Below are 18,274 nucleotides of genomic sequence, written 5' to 3' on the forward strand. Positions count from 1 at the left end.
TTGGAAATTTAACAGCAAAAACTGGCGATTTTGTTGTTAATGGTCAGCATCTGGCAGCATTGGTTCCCATTCACGCACTCTATATTGAAGCAAATTATAAAGAAACGCAGTTGCAAAATATTTACAGTGGGCAAACAGCTTATATTTCTATTGATGCTTTCAAAAAAAATGTTGTCCAAGGCGTAGTGCTCTCTGTTTCTCCTGCAACAGGAGCTGTTTTTTCTCTTCTGCCTCCACAAAACGCTACAGGGAACTTTACCAAAATTACCCAACGTGTTCCTGTGCGAATTTCTATCCCTGAAGAAACATTAAAAAGCGGGCGAATCAAAGCTGGACTGAGTGTTTCAGTAGAAATTGATACACGTAAAAAGTCGCAATAAAAGTCTTTTATAATTTATAAATGCGTGATCTCAATATGACAGAAACCATGCCTGCGTCTTCTCATCCCCAAGAGCATATAGGAATACAAAAGATTGTCGTTTTTATTGCTATGGCTTTTGGTATGTTTATGGCTATTTTAGATATCCAAATCGTTTCCTCATCTTTAGCTGAAATCCAAGCTGGTCTCTCAGCCAGTTCTAACGAAATTTCATGGGTTCAAACCTCTTATCTCATTGCCGAAGTCATCATGTTACCCCTTTCCGGCTTTTTGGGACGTTTGCTCTCAACGCGAATTTTTTTCAGCCTATCGGCTGCTGGTTTTACGATCACATCTATCCTTTGTGCAACCGCAACATCTATTGAGCAAATGATTGTGTACCGCGCACTCCAAGGATTTATCGGTGGCGGCATTATCCCCAGTGTCTTTGTTGCCTGTTATACACTTTTTCCTCCTTCTAAACGACCAATTGTTTCACCCATCATTGGATTGATCGCAACATTGGCACCAACCATCGGTCCAACAGTGGGAGGCTATATCAGTCATGTCTTATCATGGCATTGGCTCTTTTTCATCAATGTGCCCTTTGGAGCTATTATCTCAATTATCACTTGGAAACTGATCGATTTTGATAAAGCTGATCCGTCTTTAATGGCTAAATTTGATTGGCTTGGCCTTATCTCTATGGCAGTCTTTTTGGGGTCTTTAGAATATATTCTAGAGGAAGGTGCACGTCATGATTGGTTACAGGATAATGTAATTTTTAGTTTTTTCATTATCATGGTTCTATCTGCAAGCGTATTTTTCTGGCGTGTTTTTACTGCAAAAGAACCCATTGTTAATCTCTCTGCTTTTACCGATAACAATTTTTCAATCGCATCCATTTTTTCTTTTATGCTTGGAATAGGTCTTTATGGTCTTACTTACCTTTATCCTGTTTATTTAAGCCAAGTTCGCCACTATGACGCTCTCATGATTGGAGAAACGCTCTTTATTTCAGGTTTAGCCATGGCTTTTACCGCTCCCCTTGCTGGATTTCTTTCAGCAAAAATCGATGCACGTCTTATGATGGCATTAGGGCTTGCCTGCTTTGCATGGGGAACATGGTTAGCAACCGCTATTACAGATAACTGGGATTTCTGGGAGCTCTTTTGGCCTCAAATTTTTCGCGGTGTTTCTATTATGTTGTGTATGGTTCCCATAAATAATATTGCTCTCGGGTCTTTACCGCCAGAACAGCTGCAAAATGCCTCTGGACTTTTTAATCTCACACGTAACCTTGGCGGTGCAGTAGGGCTTGCTATTATCAGCACTTTTATGATGCAACGAACAGATTTTCATTATGGACAAATAGCTGAAACAGTCCACTGGGGAAATAAACAAGCAACTGAAATACTTTCAAAGCTCACCATGTATTTTAACACTATCACTTTTGACCCACATGCCCTCGCCTTATCGCAACTTTTTAACATGGCTCGCATGCAAGCAATAGTTATGACTTTTAGTGATATTTTCTTTATGATGACTGTTCTTTTTGGCATCTTAACTTGCTTGTCTATTTTTCTCAAAAAAATACCACCATCCACCGATACCCCTCCCAATCACTAAGCAAAATATGATGAGTTTTGAACAAAATCCTTTTTGAATCACTTTATGTGAACACTGTAAGTATCAATGATTTATATGCAAAACGTCAAACTTTATCTTAGTGTAATTAACACAAGTATTCTTTTATTGCATTTTAAGTTCTATAGTTTCAGATACAGTACCTTTTGTATATTTTTATTATATTTTTTCGTGTTTATTACTATTGATTTTGTTTAAATTTTTTAATACTTTGTTTTTATTTATTGTATTTAAATTTAGAGATTTTGTGCGCAGGATAGCGAATGAGAAAAAACCGTGATAAGATTGGATTAAGTGGAAAGAGAAGCAGCTTAAAAAAGTCTAAACGGAGAAAATCAAAGCGGCATTTAAATTTCGATAAACGTGAGTGCAAATCTTTTAATGTAAGTTACCATAATTTCAAAGCTAGTTGTATTAATGAAGAGCGCTCAGTCCACATAGAGAGTAGAAGATATTCTTTTTCTTGCAAACCTAGTGTTTTGGTAAAATCGAAGCAAGAGCTATATTCTAAATGGATTTTGCTGTATAAGTTGTTTATAGGTTTAGTGCTTTATTTATTGTGCTATTTTTTTTGGGACATCCTACCCCCCCTGAATTACTTCAAGAGTTAAACCAAGTGTTGAGAGATTATTGTTCATTTAAAAAAATAAGCAGAATATTGGCTTACATCGGTGAATAAAACACTTAAAAAACCAAACGGTTTCTAGTTTTTCATGTATTTCACAAAAAGCTATATCAAATCAGATCGTTTTACAGTAAAGAAAGAGCCTGTACTACGCAATAAAGCTATCATCATTGACAAAATAAAACTAAACAACAAATTTTTTAAGCAACTTTATGGTGCTGAAAAGAATCCCATCTTTGTCGCTTGCCACTCGGTGCCAAAATGCCATGACATGAAGAAAGATAGTGAGGAATCAATTCTAATGCCTGAAAACGGTGTTTTTCATAAGGACCAGGCATTGCTAAATTTTTTGTGAGGCTGCTTGAAAAGCCAAAACGCTGATAAAATTCAGAATCACCTACAAGAAAAATAGCGCCGTAGCCTGATTTTTTTGCTATTTCAATTGCGTGCCGCATAAGAACTGATCCTATTCCCATACCAGAGCATTCTGTGGCAACAGCCAAGGGACCCAAAAGCAGAGCATGCTGTGTTCCATTTTGTCCTTTACGAAACCGAACATGCCAAAGACGCACACTGCCCACAAGCTCTCCAAACATATTTTTGACGACAAAAGAAAGCCCACATGCAGCCAACCTGCCACGACGCAAAGCCTCTGATGATTTACGCTTACGCCCCTTACCCAAAGTCAAATCAAGCAAACGCTCCCGAGGAAGTTTATCAGCTTCTTGCTCAGATGTGAGTGTAAAAAATTTACCATCTTTTGTTTGAAAGTTAATTATATCCATCTTTGTCACACACCCCACTATACCTTTGCCGCTACCAAAAAAACTCAAATCACATAGGATCGCAAAGGCTCAAAGCCATTAAATGCAACAGATGCGTAAGTCACTGTATAAGCACCAGTTCCATGAATTAACAACTCATCCCCAACTGTGAGGGATAAAGGTAACAAATAAGGTGTTTTTTCATAGAGAACATCCACCGAATCGCATGTTGGACCTGCCAAAATACAAGGTTCCATTTCCTTATCATCATGAGGTGTCTCAATAGGATAGCGAATAGCCTCATCCATGGTTTCGGTAAGACCATTAAATTTTCCAACATCAAGATAAACCCATCGAACATTATCATTGTCCGCTTTTTTAGATATAAGAACAACCTCTGTGCGAATAACACCAGCGTTTCCAACCATGCCACGCCCTGGTTCAATGATTGTTTCAGGAAGACGATTGCCAAAATATTTTTTCAATGAATCAAAAACAGCCGTACCATAAGTTTGCTCAGTAGGAACATCTTTCAAATAACGCGTTGGAAAACCACCCCCCATATTAACCAATTTCAACGCAATTCCTTCTTGTTCTAAGCACTTAAAAACTGTTGCCGCATCCAACAAAGCACGATCCCATGCACCAAGATCTGTCTGCTGAGATCCTACATGAAAGGAAACACCGTACGCTTGTAAGCCTAGTTGATGTGCACGACGCAGCACGTCAACTGCCATAGCAGGAACACAGCCAAATTTACGTGACAATGGCCACTCTGCACCTTTTCCATCGGTAAGAACACGACAAAAAACGCGAGCTTTTGGAGCGGCACGAGCAATTTTTTCCACTTCTTCAACGCAATCAACCGCATAAAGCGAAATGCCAAGTGCATATGCACGCGCAATATCACGCTCTTTTTTAATAGTATTCCCAAAAGAGACACGCTCAGGCGTCGCTCCTGCTTTTAAAGCCATTTCAACTTCTGCTACAGAAGCTGCATCAAAAGAAGACCCTAAAGAAGCCAGCAAACTCAAAATCTCAGGTGCTGGATTCGCCTTCATGGCGTAAAAAATACGGGACTGCGGAAATGCTTTTTTAAAATTTAAATAATTTTTACGAACAACATCAAGGTCAACAATTAAGTACGAACCTTCAGAACGATGTGCTGCGAGAAAATCACGAATACGTTGCGTTGCCATCTGCCAATTCTCCCAAGGGAATAAGCTTCCCCATTCTGTACGTGGACAGCACAGAGCTGCCAATAGCCAAAAGACAAAACACACACAATCCACTTTTACCCCAATGATTAATCAGGAAGTCAGCACTGTATGCAGCGAAAAAACAGCGCGAAAACGCGCTTGTTCTACTTTGTCTGCCTTTTTGATTGGAATTGAGAAAACGACTTCCGCACTGAAGGCAATGAGGTGTGCCTCTATAGTTATCCCAGCATTTGGACAGCTGGAAGACACCAGAAAGGCCCGACCGTCGTTGCTTCAAGATGTCCTCATTCTTTCGATTGGTCGTAAGAATGACTGGAGCGGTTAGTTCCAGGTACCGTACCGGATAATCTCACCATTTGAGAACCAGCGGACACCCACAGGCACGCGCGACTTTGGGCAAGGGTACTTATAAGATCAATTCCCCTTCATTTCAATCATTTTTTTGAATTTTAGAGATTCTCTATTTTTAAAATACAACATGATGCAAAAAAGCGACACTGCTTTCAAACAGATAAGCATCCTCATCTCTCATCTTTTCGTGCGCAAAACAAGAAATCAAGCACTCATTCTCTAACCTGATTAAAACACTTAAAGTGCCTTTTCCTTTTCAACAAAAAAAGCAAAATCTATAACTTTAAGGCACAAGTACCCTTATTGTTCTTGATGAGAATGCGCTGCACGCAATTTTAACAATTGGAATTGCCTATGACGCTCTCGAAAGCGCTGCCTATCAGCTTCACTGCGCGTATTATAACAAGCATCACACGAAACACCTTCCTCATAATGAGGCGATAATTTGCTTTCAGCATTGAGAGGACTGCGACAACCACAACATAATTCGCGTCCACACTCTTCAAGACCATGCCCAACAGAAACACGCTCATCAAAGACAAAGCATTCGCCACGCCACAAGCTCTCTTCTTTTGAAACTGTTTCCAAATATTTAAGAATACCACCTTTTAAATGATAAACTTGCTCATAACCAAGTTCACGCACATAAGCCGTTGATTTTTCGCACCGAATACCACCTGTGCAAAACATAGCAATTTTCTTTTTCTTTTTTAAATCAGCTTCATGCTTTGCTACCCATGCAGGAAATTCACGAAATGTTTTAATATGAGGATCAATTGCTCCTTGAAAACTTCCAATCGCATATTCATAATCATTACGTGTATCAATTAAAAGTGTCTCTTCATCTTGGATAAGGGCATTCCAATCTTCAGGTGCCACATAGGTTCCAACAACCTTTAATGGATCAATGCCTTCGACCCCCATTGTCACAATCTCTTTTTTCAACCGCACTTTCATGCGATGAAAAGGCATTTTGGACGCCCATGAATATTTAATCTCTGGCGTTTGAAATGCAGGTTCAGCATTAATAAAATTTACTAATGCCTCAATCGCAGTGCAAGAACCAGCAACAGTTCCATTAATGCCTTCTTTTGCTAAAAGCAGAGTGCCTTTAATACCCTCTGCTTGACATAAATCCAGTAAAGGCTTCTGTAATTGACGATAATGTTTTAAATCCGCGAAGCAATAAACAGCAACAACTCTAAAATTCTTTTCCATATTTCTGCCATAACGTGCGTTTCATTCAATTTCAAGACTTATTCAACTATTCTTTACACATTGTGCTCAACCAAACCATACTGATAATATCATTTTCTTGGAGGAAGCACACTCTTTGCCTCAAAAGAGGTTACCTTTTTCATTTTTCCAAAAACAAACCAGCCATATTTATTTTTTCATTGATGATCTGTAAAGTGGTGTGCATTTAGCACACACATCCCGTCAAAAAAAATTAAAAACAATTGAAAGCATATTGTGAATCGCAAATGCCTTCAATAAAATGAAGACAATGATCTAAAAAATCCCTCAACTAATCGTTGACGCAGGAACAATTTTAACAGTATAGGTTATAAATAAATTTGACGCGCAAAAGCAAAATTTATCAAAATATTCAAGTTATCAAAAGAATTTATCAGCCATATAAACAACCGCAACATCATCCTTTTTTTCATGCTGTAACGCCAAATGAATAACAGCTGTGAAAAATATTGACACCTTAAATTTCTCTCTTAAAACAGCTAGTGTGGCATTGCTTTTATAGCTTAGCCTTAGTGACTTTCCTTCTCTCAAATCCGCTTCTGTCTTACGGGATGGCACTCTATAAAATAACGCTGCGCATTGGTTCCAATTATCCATATGAGCGATTCTTGGATAATTCCTAAATAGACTTATTCAAACAAGAGCTCAAATGTCATGGGCATACGCATTACCACAACTATTCTTTTACCCAACAAAAGCACGTTCCACAACATAAGTAGCTGGTGCATTATTGGCACCTTCAATAAGACCAAAAGCTTCGCACATCCTTGCACAATCTTTCAGCATTGCCATGGAGCCACAAATCATCACTCGATCTTCATCAGGATGAATTGTCGGCAAACCAGTCCTCTCAAAAAAAGTACCATTCTCCATAACAGTAGTAATGCGCCCCATATGTTCGGAAGGCTCACGGGTGGTCATGGGATAAAATTTCAACTGTTGTGCATATTCACCAATTAACGGATCTTGCTGTAAAGAGACAACAAGATCTTTTGCATAGGTAAGCTCATCTCGCTCACGGGTTGTTTGAATAAGTACCACTTCTGAAAATTTTTCATAAGTTTCAGGATCACGGATAAGACTTGCAAAGGGAGCAACACCTGTTCCCGTTGAGAGAAGATAAAGGCGCTTTCCAGGAATAAGTGCATCAAGAACCAGTGTTCCTGTAGATTTTTTACGCATTAAAACTGTATCACCAATTTTGATTTTTTGAAGATGCTCAGTTAACGGACCTCCTGAAACTTTGATCGAGAAAAACTCAAGCTGTTCATCCCAAAATGGACTTGCAATAGAATAAGCACGATAAATTGGCTTTTCTGCATTCGGCAAACCAATCATGACAAATTCGCCAGAACGAAAACGAAAGTTTTCTGGACGATTCAGACGAAATTTAAACAAATGATCTGTGTAATGACGAACTTCCTGAACAGTTAACGCAAACACATTTTCAGGAATTGGAAAGTTTGATACAACGTCGCTAATATTTGACTGAACTGTAGTGGCAGACGTATTCATAAACTTTTCCTTATATTTTTATCTAAACTGAATCTCACATCTTTAAAATGATATAATACTCATAAAACTATCTGCCAATATTTCTCCTAAAATATCAACCTCTCAATTAACATTTTTGTATCAAAATTCACCATAATAGAAGAACCTAAATAAAAGGACATCATGTAAAATAATAGAAATGATTGCCTTATTTATTAAAGGATAACCTCGTTATTCCTCAAAAATATATACCACTCTACAGTTTTTCAGAATATTCTAAAATATGCTTCTCATAATATCCGAATAAGACAGAAAATCTCCAACAAAACCCAGAAAAACTATGCACATAACACCAATCGTACCATTGTTAGTAAAAATAGGGAAAACACAACATAAACATTTTGAAAAATCAAAATATGAAACATTTCAGTATGAATGATTTGAGAGCGTTTATTTTTATAAAAAGAGGAAATGAAGTTTCGTGATAAATTTTTGATAATAGAAATGACTTAAACTTATAATATCGCTAAAATGATACAAATAGAGAATAAGGTGTCTATCGACTATATTTGAAAGCAAGTATTTTACGTTAAAGAGTTGCTTCCATGATGCATAATTGAGTATAAACTGCTAATAATGTTGAAAATAAAAAGCAATATTCGCATCCCTTCCGCATATCGTAGAAACATATAGCAATAACCAAAGGGAACTTGGTGTCTTATCGACACAGATAGGATTTTAAAATGAACAAATCCGTTCATGATGAAACAAGTGCATCATTTCCTTATGCAGCTGTAGCAACCATTAATGTTGGTGCTCTTGTCGCTAATTATACCACTCTCGCCCAACATGTTGCTCCCACAGAATGTGCAGCAGTTGTAAAAGCAAATGCCTATGGGCTTGGTGCTGACCAAATTGCTCCTGCACTTTATCAAGCTGGTTGCCGTACTTTTTTTGTAGCGCAAATCGCAGAAGCATCCCAATTAAAAACTATTTTACCATCAGATGCTACAATTGCCCTTCTGAACGGACTTCCTCACATGGCAGAAGAATTTGTAGCACACTCTGGTATTGTCCCTGTTCTCAATTCTTGGAATGCAATTGAATGCTGGCAAACTCTTTGTCAAAAAAAGGATAAAAAATTTCCCGCAATTGTTCAAATCGATACCAATATGAATCGATTAGGACTCGACCAAAAAGAATTACAACAGCTTATCAAACAACCTACCCTTTTTGAAAAAGCGGAAATAAAGTACATTATCAGTCACCTTGCTAACGCAGATGATAACACACATTCATCAAATTATGCTCAATTGGCAGCTTTCAAAACCGCACTGACACAACTGCCCATCTGCAAAGCTTCATTTGCCAATTCTGGAGGCATTTTTCTTGGTTCAGATTTTTATTTTGACCTTGTTCGCCCAGGCATCGCACTTTATGGAATCGATCCCCATGGAAATCATCCAACACTTCTTAAACCTGTTTTAAAACTTGAAGCTCAAGTCATTCAAAGTCGTGAAAGTGATGCAGGAGTACCCATCGGTTATGGAGGAAGTTTTATTACCCGCAGACCAAGCATTCTTACGGTCATTTCTGTTGGCTATGCCGATGGCTGGCTACGCGCTCTTTCTAATAAAGGTGCCGTTTATTTCAATGGACACAAACTCCCCATTGTTGGCAACATTTCCATGGATTCCATTATTGTTGATTCTACCGATCTTGAATGCAAAAAGCTTCAAAGAGGTGATTGGGTCGAACTCATCGGAGAAAATCAAACTGTCGAACAAGTATCTGCAGATGCCAATACCATTCCTTATGAGATTCTCACTTCTCTAGGTTCTCGCTATAAACGCATTTACATTTAGAAACACCAAAAAATGAAGTGATGCAAATCATCATCTTGAAAAGTAGCATAATAGATTCTTCCGCAAAATATTTTGTGACAGCCAACGACAGTTCTTGCTCATACCCCCTCCTCAATATTTTATTCATCAGCGTTTTCATGAAAACACTTCACAGAACAATAAAAATGAAAATCATCAATTTTCTTTAAGAGTATTACCAAAAACAGAACAAATCCATAGAGGGTAATATCATCCAATTCATATGAAAAATATAAAAAGCCCACACATTCTGTGTGGGTTTTTTCTTCAGTACGAATAATAAATTTTAATATGTGTTTCCCAATGGCGGACAAGAACAAATAAGCATTCTATCCCCCGCGACATTATCAATACGAGAAACAGGAGGCCAATATTTATTCGCTGGATCAAGAGAGCAATTAGGAAAAGCAGCCTCTTGTCGCGAATAAGACTGCGCCCAAGCATCATCTAGAGTATCTACCAATGTATGTGGTGCATTTACCAATGGATTATCTTCTTTTGACCAAACCCCCGCACCAACTTTTTTAGCTTCTTCAGCAATCGATAGCAAAGCATCACAGAAACGATCAATCTCTGCCTTTGGCTCTGATTCAGTTGGCTCAATCATCAAAGTTCCAGAAACTGGAAACGACATCGTTGGCGCATGAAACCCATAATCAATCAAACGTTTTGCAATGTCATCAACACTAATCCCATACTGGTCTTTCAACACGCGTGTATCGACAATACACTCGTGAGCAACACGCCCATGTTTGCCTCGATAAAGAATAGAATAAGCCTGTGAAAGACGCGCAGCGATATAATTAGCATTTAAAATTGCTATTTGTGTTGCATATTTTAAACCATCCGCTCCCATCATCCGAATATACATCCATGTAATAACAAGAATGGATGCACTTCCATAAGGAGCCGCCGAAACCGCATGCGTCGTCCCATCTTGCGCATGACCTGGTAAAAATGGCTTGAGATGTGCTGCAACTCCAATTGGACCAACCCCAGGACCACCGCCTCCATGGGGAATTGCAAATGTTTTATGCAGATTCATATGGCAAACATCTGCGCCAATATCTGCCGGACGTGCAAGCCCCACAAGTGCATTGAGATTTGCACCATCAAAATAAACTTGTCCGCCATTTTCATGGATAATAGAGCAAATATCTTTAATACTTTCCTCATAAACACCATGTGTTGAGGGATAGGTAATCATTAAAGCTGCCAGATGCTCTTTATGCAATTGCGCTTTCATTTTGAGATCATCAATATCAACATCACCATCGCTCAAGCATTTCACCACAACGACTTTCATTCCTGCCATATGGGCTGAAGCTGGATTGGTACCATGTGCTGAGGCAGGAATAAGACAAACTGTACGTTGATGTTCCCCACACGATTGATAATATCGGCGTATTGCCAAAAGCCCAGCATATTCGCCTTGAGCACCAGAATTTGGCTGGAAAGACACTTGCGAAAATCCTGTGATTTCACACAACCACGCATTCAACTGACTCATCATTTCCTGATAACCTGCCGCATCCTCTTTAGGAACAAAGGGATGCATATGAGCAACTGTAGACCAGCTCATAGGCATTAATTCAGCTGCTGCGTTCAGCTTCATCGTACAAGAACCAAGTGGAATCATTGCCCGATCCAATGCCAAATCCTTATCCGATAAACGACGCAAAAAGCGCATCATATCTGTCTCTGAATGAACCGCATGAAAAAATGGCTGCGAAAGAAAAGCAGCATCACGCTCTTTTCCCCAAAATCGTGGAGAAACTTGATCAACTAATTGTGCACCAAAAAGCTCGGCTAAAGCACAAGCATCCTCTTTTGTTGACAATTCATCAAAATTGATCACAACTGTATCATCATCAAGAATCCGGATAAGACGCCCACCCATTTTTGCTTGAGCAGCAATCTCTTGAGCTTTTCCTTTCACAACAATGCTTACACAATCAAAAAAATATTCCCCTTCACAAGGAATCCCTGCTGCCTCTAAACCACCAACAAAACAGCATGTTAAATGATGAACCCGTTGCGCAATTGCCCGTAAGCCTTGCGGTCCATGCCAAACAGCATAAGCTGTTGCCATATTTGCCAACAAAGCCTGTGCTGTACAAATATTCGACGTCGCTTTATCACGTCGAATATGTTGTTCACGTGTTTGCAACGCTAAACGAAAAGCAACACGCCCTTTTGTGTCCACTGATTGACCAACAATCCGTCCTGGGATTAAACGTGTTAAAGCATTACTGACTGCAAGATAGCCAGCATGAGGACCACCAAATCCCATTGGAACCCCATAACGCTGCATAGAGCCGACAACAATATCAGCACCCCATTGAGCAGGCGGTTCCATAAGAGTAAGCGCCAAAGGATCTGCAACAACGATCACCAGCGCTCCTTTTTCTTTTGCTTCCTTAATGACGTTTGTATAATCGTTAAAAGTGCCTTTGGTATCTGGCCAAGATAACACAATCGCGGCTGTCTCAGAACAAATCTCACTCTTTTCGCTTATCTGAATGCCCTGTGTTTCGGCACGCGTTCGCGCAACACTCAAAATTTGAGGGTGCAAAAAACTTTGAAGTGAAATTTTTGTTTTTTTCTCACGCGCAAAACGCACAGCTATAGCATTGGCTTCAGCTAAAGCGGTTGCCTCATCAAGAAGTGAAGCTGCTGCAACAGGCAAACCAGTTAATTCACTAACCAATGTCTGAAAATAAAACAAAAGCTCTAAACGACCTTGGCTAATTTCTGCTTGATAAGGTGTATAAGCAGTATACCAAGCTGGATTTTCAAAAAGATTTCGCAAAATAACAGGAGGCACATATGTTCCATGATACCCCTGCCCGATAAAACTTTTATACAGATGATTTTGCCCCATAATCTTGGATAGCTCTTCTAAAGCTTGCTCTTGACTGGCTGCTTTTGGCAGATTAAGTGGACGCCCTAAATGAATAGACTGAGGAACCGCTTGAGAAATTAATGTATCAATGGAATCAAGCGCTAAAACATCAAGCATGTTTTGTATTTCATCAAAGCGAATTCCAGTATGTCGAGAAAAAAAACAACGTTCCTGCATAGCCACTCATCCAATCAGTGCTTTATAAGCAGTCTCATCCAACAACCCTTCAAGTTGCGTTTCATCCTGTAATTTCATTTTCCATAACCAACCATCTTGTTCAGCTTTCTGGTTTACCAATTCAGGGTTATTTACCAATGCCTCGTTCATTTCAATCACTTCACCATCAAGAGGAGCATAAACATCTGAAGCCGCTTTAACCGATTCTACAACAGCAGCAGAATCTCCCTTAGAAAGTTGTGTTCCAATTTGCGGCAAATCAACAAAAACCAAATCACCCAACTGCTCTTGAGCATAATGCGTGATACCAATCGTGACCACTTCCCCTTCAACGCTGAGCCATTCATGATCTTGTGTAAAGTAAATTTTAGCCATAAAAAATTATCCTTTAAAATAACGTTGTTCAACAAAAGGGAGTGAATGAACAGATAGTGCAATCTTTTTACCACGTAACTGAGTAAACATTTGCGTTCCTACGCTTTTCCAGTCAACAGGAACATAGCCCATTGCTATCGGACCATCAAAAGATGGACCAAAACCACCTGATGTAACCATTCCAATTTGATTTCCCTCATCATCTAAAAGTACCGCACCTGCACGAATCGGTTGGCGCGTTTGTGGCTTTAAACCAACACGACAACGAGAGGGACCTTTTTGGAGAGCTTCGAGAAAAGCTTTCGCTCCATAAAATTGTGCTTTTTCTCGAACATTTTTGGGAACAGCCCATGTTAGCGCAGCATCAATGGGTGTCATATCAGACGTAATATCGTTACCATGCAAGCACAATCCCGCTTCCAACCGAAGACTGTCGCGCGCGGCAAGACCAATCCATGCAACACGAGAATCACTGAGCAATTTTTCTGCCAATGCACGCGCTTGATCTTCTGGAAGAGCAATTTCAAAACCATCTTCTCCAGTATAACCAGAGCGCGTCACAAACCAATCTTGTTGTGGCTCAAACCCTTGCATAAAGAACAATTCATTACCAGACAAACCTGCATCAGCTATAACAGCTGCAGCTTCTGGGCCTTGAAGAGCAAGCAACACCCTTTCAAGAGCAATCACTTGACATTCAAAGCCAATAGCACGCCTCTCAAGTTCAGCAAGGTCAGCTTGTGCATTCCCAGCATTTGCTACCAACATAAAACGACGCTCTGCCAAACGCGTAAGAATAAGATCATCAAGAATGCCAGCTTGTTCATTAAGTAAATAGCTATATCGTGATTGACCTATTTTGAATAGTGCTGCATCAACAGGGAGAGCATAGGATAAAAATTCAGCAGCTTGTGCTCCCTCAATAGCAATCAGTTTCATATGAGAAATATCAAAAAGACCTGCATGAGCACGCGTATGAAGATGCTCTTTCAAAACGCCAAGAGGATAAGTTAAAGGCATTTTCCAACCAGCAAAGGCACCAAATTTTGCCCCAGCGTTTTCATGCAATTCGTGTAAGGGAAGCTTTTTTAAAGAAGATGTTTCAAATTGTTGTGATGTGCCCATAATATCTCCAAAGTTGCGTACACTTCCACACGATTGTGGCTGATCTCTGCACCCCTCTGTCACAAACCTGAGAGACTCGCGAAAAGAACTTTCGCTTACACCTTCGGCGCGGGCTTTCCGACTTTCCAGATCTGCCTTTCTTCTTTTACGGTCCTTAAAGCCTGAGAGATTATGGGCTGTTTTCCCCTTCGGCGGCAGGTGCGAAAGTTTGCAATCTGCGCTCTCCCGCAAAAGAATAAAAGAAGCAATAATGCTCTTTTTGACATGTTTTTGTCTATAAACTATCTTTTTTATACTGTCATCAGCAAAATGAAGAGAACACTTTAATTTTTATACTTGCATAGATTATTTTAAAGAGCTTATAATATTATTTATGCGCATGATAAAAACTGTAGGTGACAGCGCTTCAGTAAACAAGGAATTGTAGAAGCTGCAAATAAAAACACTGTTTAAGAACAATGCAAAATTTCGCGGATTAAAGGGATCAAATAAGGAGTGTTCTCTCTTTTATATGATCCAACCATAACTACAAAATTTGTATCTTTTAGCAGTAAATACTTAAAGGTAGGTATGGTCTTCGCGCGCAATAGGTTGGTTTTTCTTACCGCTAACAATGTCATAAACTGTGGTTATTTATGTGCCAAACCTCATCAAATAAAGGTTACATAACACTCATGAAAGCTGGCAATATTTATTATAATTGCGAAAATGATCTACCAAAACAAATTGCTCTTTTTCCTTTAGAGGGTGCACTCTTACTTCCAGGCGGTTTTTTATCGCTTAACATTTTTGAACCAGAAGCTCTCGAACTGGTTGAAGATGTTATGGTATCTAATCGTCTGTTAGGTATCATTCAACCACTTTCATCAAATACAGACTGCCTCCCCACACAACTTTACAAAACAGGCTGTATAGGTCGCATCACAAACTATAATGAAACAGGAAATGGGCGACTTCTCATTATATTACAGGGGATTTGTCGTTTCACCTTAGAACAAGAGTTGATACAAACAAAGCCCTATCGCGTTGCTCTTATTAAATCAAATATCAAAGATCTCCAAGAACCAGACGTTCCAGAAGGCATTAATCGAGAAAACTTGTTAAATATTGTTGAAAAATATCTTACCACACATGAAATAGAATATAATTGGAGCAGTATCATACAAACGCCTACGCCCATATTGGTTAATGCTTTTTCAACTCTGATTCCTTTTACACCAGCAGAAAAGCAAGCCTTACTGGAAGCTCCAGATATTGAGGTTCGCGCCCAAACTCTTCTTGCTTTAACTGAACGCTCACTCATGAAACAAACAGGCGCACATTGCTATCTCAATTAATGGATTTTAAAATATGAAAAAAACAATCACTGATCCTAAAATGCTCGAACTGCTCGTCTGTCCAATGACAGGAGGAACACTTTCTTTGAACCAAAAAACACAAGAATTAATTTCACTCAAAGCAAAGCTTGCTTATCCTATTCGCAGCGGTGTCCCTATCATGCTTGCCTCAGAAGCACGTCCTTTGCGGCATAACGAAAAAGAAGCGTATAAAAAATAAGCACGCTTCATGAGATTTGTCTTTTGCAAAAAACTGCTCTCGATGAGTTATATTCAATAAATATTCGTTGTTCATTTCATTTTGTCAGCGCTTCTCACTTTCAGAAAAAGAATGCGGAAAAATTATAGCATTTTCGCGATTTAACTTAAGAAAATTCCTTTTCCCAGCAAAAATGTCGAAATTGAAGTCATAACAAAGATATTGCAAAGCTATCCCTTATATTCCCTATGTTAAATGAAAATCTCAATTTTGGTTTTTTGTATAAAACCCGATTTTGAAAATACAAAATACAATCATTGCAAAGTTCAAACTTCTCAAGGAGAATAATTGACAAAAGATAAGCAGTTCACTAGACTGAAATGCTGTCAAGGAGGTATTCGTACCACTTGGCATCAATATTCAAGCTTTCTCAACTCTTAAAAAAACAAAAGGGTGGTACATTCAAGATGCACCTCCTTTTTTGAGATATGAGTTATAATAAAAACTAAACCTATGAAAACCAACAATATAATTTAATATTCCTTTGCAAACTCGCCCTCTCTTGAGTATAGCTTGGGGAAGAAAAGTGGAGAGGGACAGGAGTGAAAAAGAATGAGTTTTAAAGTTGCAGTTGTCGGCGCAACTGGAAATGTTGGTCGTGAAATGCTCACAATTTTAGAAGAGCGTGGTTTCCCTGCCCATGAAGTCGTCCCTTTAGCATCACGACGCTCGTTAGGACAAAGTGTGTCTTATGGTGATAAAACTTTAAAAGTAAAAGCACTTGATACGTACGATTTTTCCGACACAGATCTTTGCCTTATGTCTGCTGGAGGAGACATTTCTAAGCAATATGCTCCTAAAATTGGTGCTGCTGGCTGTGTAGTGATCGACAACTCATCCACTTGGCGTTATGATACAAATGTCCCATTAATTGTGCCTGAAGTAAATGCTCAAGCTATTGGTGGATTTTCTAAGCGCAATATTATAGCCAATCCTAATTGTTCAACAATTCAGCTTGTCTTAGCCTTAAAACCTCTCCATGATGCAGCTGGTATTAAACGCGTTGTTGTATCCACTTATCAATCAGTTTCTGGAGCTGGAAAGCAAGGAATGGATGAATTATTTGAACAATCACGAGCAGTTTTTGTTGCCGATCCAATCGCATCGAAAAAGTTTACCAAACGTATTGCCTTTAACGTCATTCCTCATATCGACGTCTTCATGGAAGATGGTTATACAAAAGAAGAATGGAAAATGGTGGTTGAAACGAAGAAAATTCTTGATCCTAAGATCAAATTAACAGCCACTGCTGTGCGAGTGCCTGTCTTTATCGGTCATGCTGAAGCTGTTCATGTTGAGTTTGAAAAACCATTAAGTGCCAGTGATGCACAAACCCTTCTGCGCGATGCACCTGGCTGCCAGCTTATTGATAAACATGAAGATGGCGGCTATATCACTCCCTATGAATGCACTGGAGAAGATGATACCTTTATTAGTCGTGTCCGTGAAGATATTACCGTCGAAAATGGTCTCGCTTTCTGGATTGCTGCAGACAATTTAAGAAAGGGAGCAGCATTGAACGCAATTCAAATTGCTGAATTACTTATTTATCATAGTTTGATAACCCCAAAGTCAGCGCCTTAAGCAAAAAAAGCAGCGTGAAGCAAAAAATGCCTCCCGCTGCCGTCTTTTCCGTAGCTCAACAATAGTGTGTGTTCTTTATCTTGATGGAGCAGGGTAAGTTATAACACGATAACGTGTTTCATTGCGTTCAAAATTTTTAAAATTAACATCCTCAGAGAACAACGGGTTATAAGCGGTCACGTGCTCCACAGATATACCCTGTGCTTTTGGTGACGGATTCAAAATTGTTCGCTCATCCCTCTTCTTTACGCCTGTAGCATCAACAACCACATCCACTCTGTATTGTTGCACTTGTTTTCGCATTTTTTTAGGCATTGTGGTTGTTTTTAAAAGGGGAACGATCTGATTTACTTTTTCCTTTTGTATTTTTATCATAGCGTTTGGTTGCACACGCATAGGTGCGAAAGAAATCGTAGGAACATTGTTGACATTTAAATAACGTGCAAATGCCCAGCCATCTCTCCCATTATGATGAATTGAGCACCAAGTTTTATTGGATAAACAGCCATTAATTTTTACTTTTGCTCCAGTTGGAACTGTTGCTATAGCTTTGTAAGTTGTAGCTGGACCTGTACGTAAAACCACATGACCCGATTCTATATAGGCAACGGTTCCAGCAACCGCATGAGATGTAGACATTCCAAGTCCTGACCCGACCAAAAACAACGAAATCATTGTGGTTGATAAAAAACTCTTGTTTAACATTCTCTTTTCTTCCTCTCCATAATGTGAGAGACAAAATATTTGCCTTTGCAAAAATTTGCCGCATTTCAATAGAGTGGGAATCAATTCTTGATCTTCTTGAAACCCCACCACATTTTGAGAAAAACTCTCTTACTCTTTCCCCTACCGCTTTGTCTGACACGGTCTATTTTTCTTGATTGCAGTGTTCCCTTTATGAATTTACTGCTTT

At 39.2% G+C, this 18,274-nt stretch carries 15 protein-coding genes and 1 riboswitch (1 of these 16 cut by a window edge); of the genes, 6 read left to right on the top strand and 9 right to left on the bottom strand.

Annotated features, from left to right (window positions below; translation table 11 throughout):
* On the top strand, positions 1–380 hold the end of the coding sequence (locus ACMFKV_RS02050) for an HlyD family secretion protein (protein WP_336288081.1). The gene continues 703 nt to the left of window position 1, outside the view; the window shows 380 of its 1,083 coding nt (coding positions 704–1,083); the start codon falls outside the window, past its left edge; it ends in the stop codon at positions 378–380.
* 35 nt (positions 381–415) lie between these two features.
* Positions 416–1,987 (top strand): DHA2 family efflux MFS transporter permease subunit, encoded by a 1,572-nt coding sequence (locus tag ACMFKV_RS02055; RefSeq protein WP_413154389.1) that lies wholly within the window; start codon positions 416–418, stop codon positions 1,985–1,987.
* 843 nt (positions 1,988–2,830) lie between these two features.
* Here the strand turns inward: ACMFKV_RS02055 and ACMFKV_RS02060 are convergent.
* The 5 genes from ACMFKV_RS02060 to ACMFKV_RS02080 form a co-directional block, all read right to left on the bottom strand.
* Positions 2,831–3,415: a GNAT family N-acetyltransferase gene (locus ACMFKV_RS02060; RefSeq protein ID WP_336288083.1), complete on the bottom strand. Its 585-nt coding sequence runs from the start codon at positions 3,413–3,415 to the stop codon at positions 2,831–2,833.
* A gap of 44 nt (positions 3,416–3,459) precedes the next feature.
* Positions 3,460–4,593, bottom strand: coding sequence for a type III PLP-dependent enzyme (locus tag ACMFKV_RS02065; protein ID WP_336288180.1), 1,134 nt, complete (start codon positions 4,591–4,593; stop codon positions 3,460–3,462).
* A gap of 672 nt (positions 4,594–5,265) precedes the next feature.
* Entirely contained in the window at positions 5,266–6,183 is a 918-nt protein-coding gene (gene trhO / locus ACMFKV_RS02070) for an oxygen-dependent tRNA uridine(34) hydroxylase TrhO (protein ID WP_413154390.1), read from the bottom strand.
* A gap of 399 nt (positions 6,184–6,582) precedes the next feature.
* Positions 6,583–6,819: a hypothetical protein gene (locus ACMFKV_RS02075; RefSeq protein WP_336288086.1), complete on the bottom strand. Its 237-nt coding sequence runs from the start codon at positions 6,817–6,819 to the stop codon at positions 6,583–6,585.
* Positions 6,820–6,906: 87 nt separating this feature from the next.
* The gene (locus tag ACMFKV_RS02080) at positions 6,907–7,737 is read right to left on the bottom strand and encodes a ferredoxin--NADP reductase (protein ID WP_413154391.1); all 831 of its coding nucleotides are present in this window, start codon (positions 7,735–7,737) and stop codon (positions 6,907–6,909) included.
* 722 nt (positions 7,738–8,459) lie between these two features.
* Between ACMFKV_RS02080 and alr the strand changes: the two genes are divergently transcribed.
* Positions 8,460–9,581, top strand: a complete 1,122-nt coding sequence (alr, locus tag ACMFKV_RS02085; RefSeq protein WP_413154392.1) for an alanine racemase — start codon at positions 8,460–8,462, stop codon at positions 9,579–9,581.
* A gap of 304 nt (positions 9,582–9,885) precedes the next feature.
* On the opposite strand, the gene gcvP is transcribed toward alr, so the two are convergent.
* Genes gcvP through gcvT form a run of 3 tightly spaced genes read right to left on the bottom strand, consistent with a single transcriptional unit; the run spans position 9,886 to position 14,181 of the window.
* Positions 9,886–12,681, bottom strand: a complete 2,796-nt coding sequence (gene gcvP / locus ACMFKV_RS02090; protein WP_413154393.1) for an aminomethyl-transferring glycine dehydrogenase — start codon at positions 12,679–12,681, stop codon at positions 9,886–9,888.
* A gap of 6 nt (positions 12,682–12,687) precedes the next feature.
* On the bottom strand, positions 12,688–13,056 hold the full coding sequence (gene gcvH, locus ACMFKV_RS02095; protein WP_336288090.1) for a glycine cleavage system protein GcvH: 369 nt from the start codon (positions 13,054–13,056) through the stop codon (positions 12,688–12,690).
* A 6-nt stretch (positions 13,057–13,062) separates the two neighbouring features.
* Positions 13,063–14,181, bottom strand: coding sequence for a glycine cleavage system aminomethyltransferase GcvT (gcvT, locus tag ACMFKV_RS02100; RefSeq protein ID WP_413154394.1), 1,119 nt, complete (start codon positions 14,179–14,181; stop codon positions 13,063–13,065).
* A gap of 138 nt (positions 14,182–14,319) precedes the next feature.
* A riboswitch (glycine riboswitch) is annotated at positions 14,320–14,419 on the bottom strand.
* Positions 14,420–14,855: 436 nt separating this feature from the next.
* Between gcvT and ACMFKV_RS02105 the strand changes: the two genes are divergently transcribed.
* The 3 genes from ACMFKV_RS02105 to ACMFKV_RS02115 all read left to right on the top strand — a co-directional run bounded on the left by ACMFKV_RS02105 (position 14,856) and on the right by ACMFKV_RS02115 (position 17,361).
* Positions 14,856–15,518, top strand: coding sequence for an LON peptidase substrate-binding domain-containing protein (locus ACMFKV_RS02105; protein WP_336288092.1), 663 nt, complete (start codon positions 14,856–14,858; stop codon positions 15,516–15,518).
* 13 nt (positions 15,519–15,531) lie between these two features.
* A complete protein-coding gene (locus ACMFKV_RS02110) occupies positions 15,532–15,738 on the top strand; it encodes a Trm112 family protein (protein WP_336288093.1) in 207 nt (68 codons plus the stop codon).
* Positions 15,739–16,329: 591 nt separating this feature from the next.
* Positions 16,330–17,361, top strand: a complete 1,032-nt coding sequence (locus ACMFKV_RS02115) for an aspartate-semialdehyde dehydrogenase (RefSeq protein ID WP_413154395.1) — start codon at positions 16,330–16,332, stop codon at positions 17,359–17,361.
* Positions 17,362–17,436: 75 nt separating this feature from the next.
* Here ACMFKV_RS02115 and ACMFKV_RS02120 read toward each other — a convergent pair whose 3' ends face one another.
* Positions 17,437–18,066, bottom strand: a complete 630-nt coding sequence (locus tag ACMFKV_RS02120) for an SH3 domain-containing protein (protein WP_336288095.1) — start codon at positions 18,064–18,066, stop codon at positions 17,437–17,439.
* Between the last annotated feature and the right edge of the window lie 208 nt (positions 18,067–18,274).

Origin of the sequence: Bartonella propinqua, assembly GCF_047263965.1 — a bacterium.
Taxonomy (GTDB): Bacteria; Pseudomonadota; Alphaproteobacteria; order Rhizobiales; family Rhizobiaceae; genus Bartonella.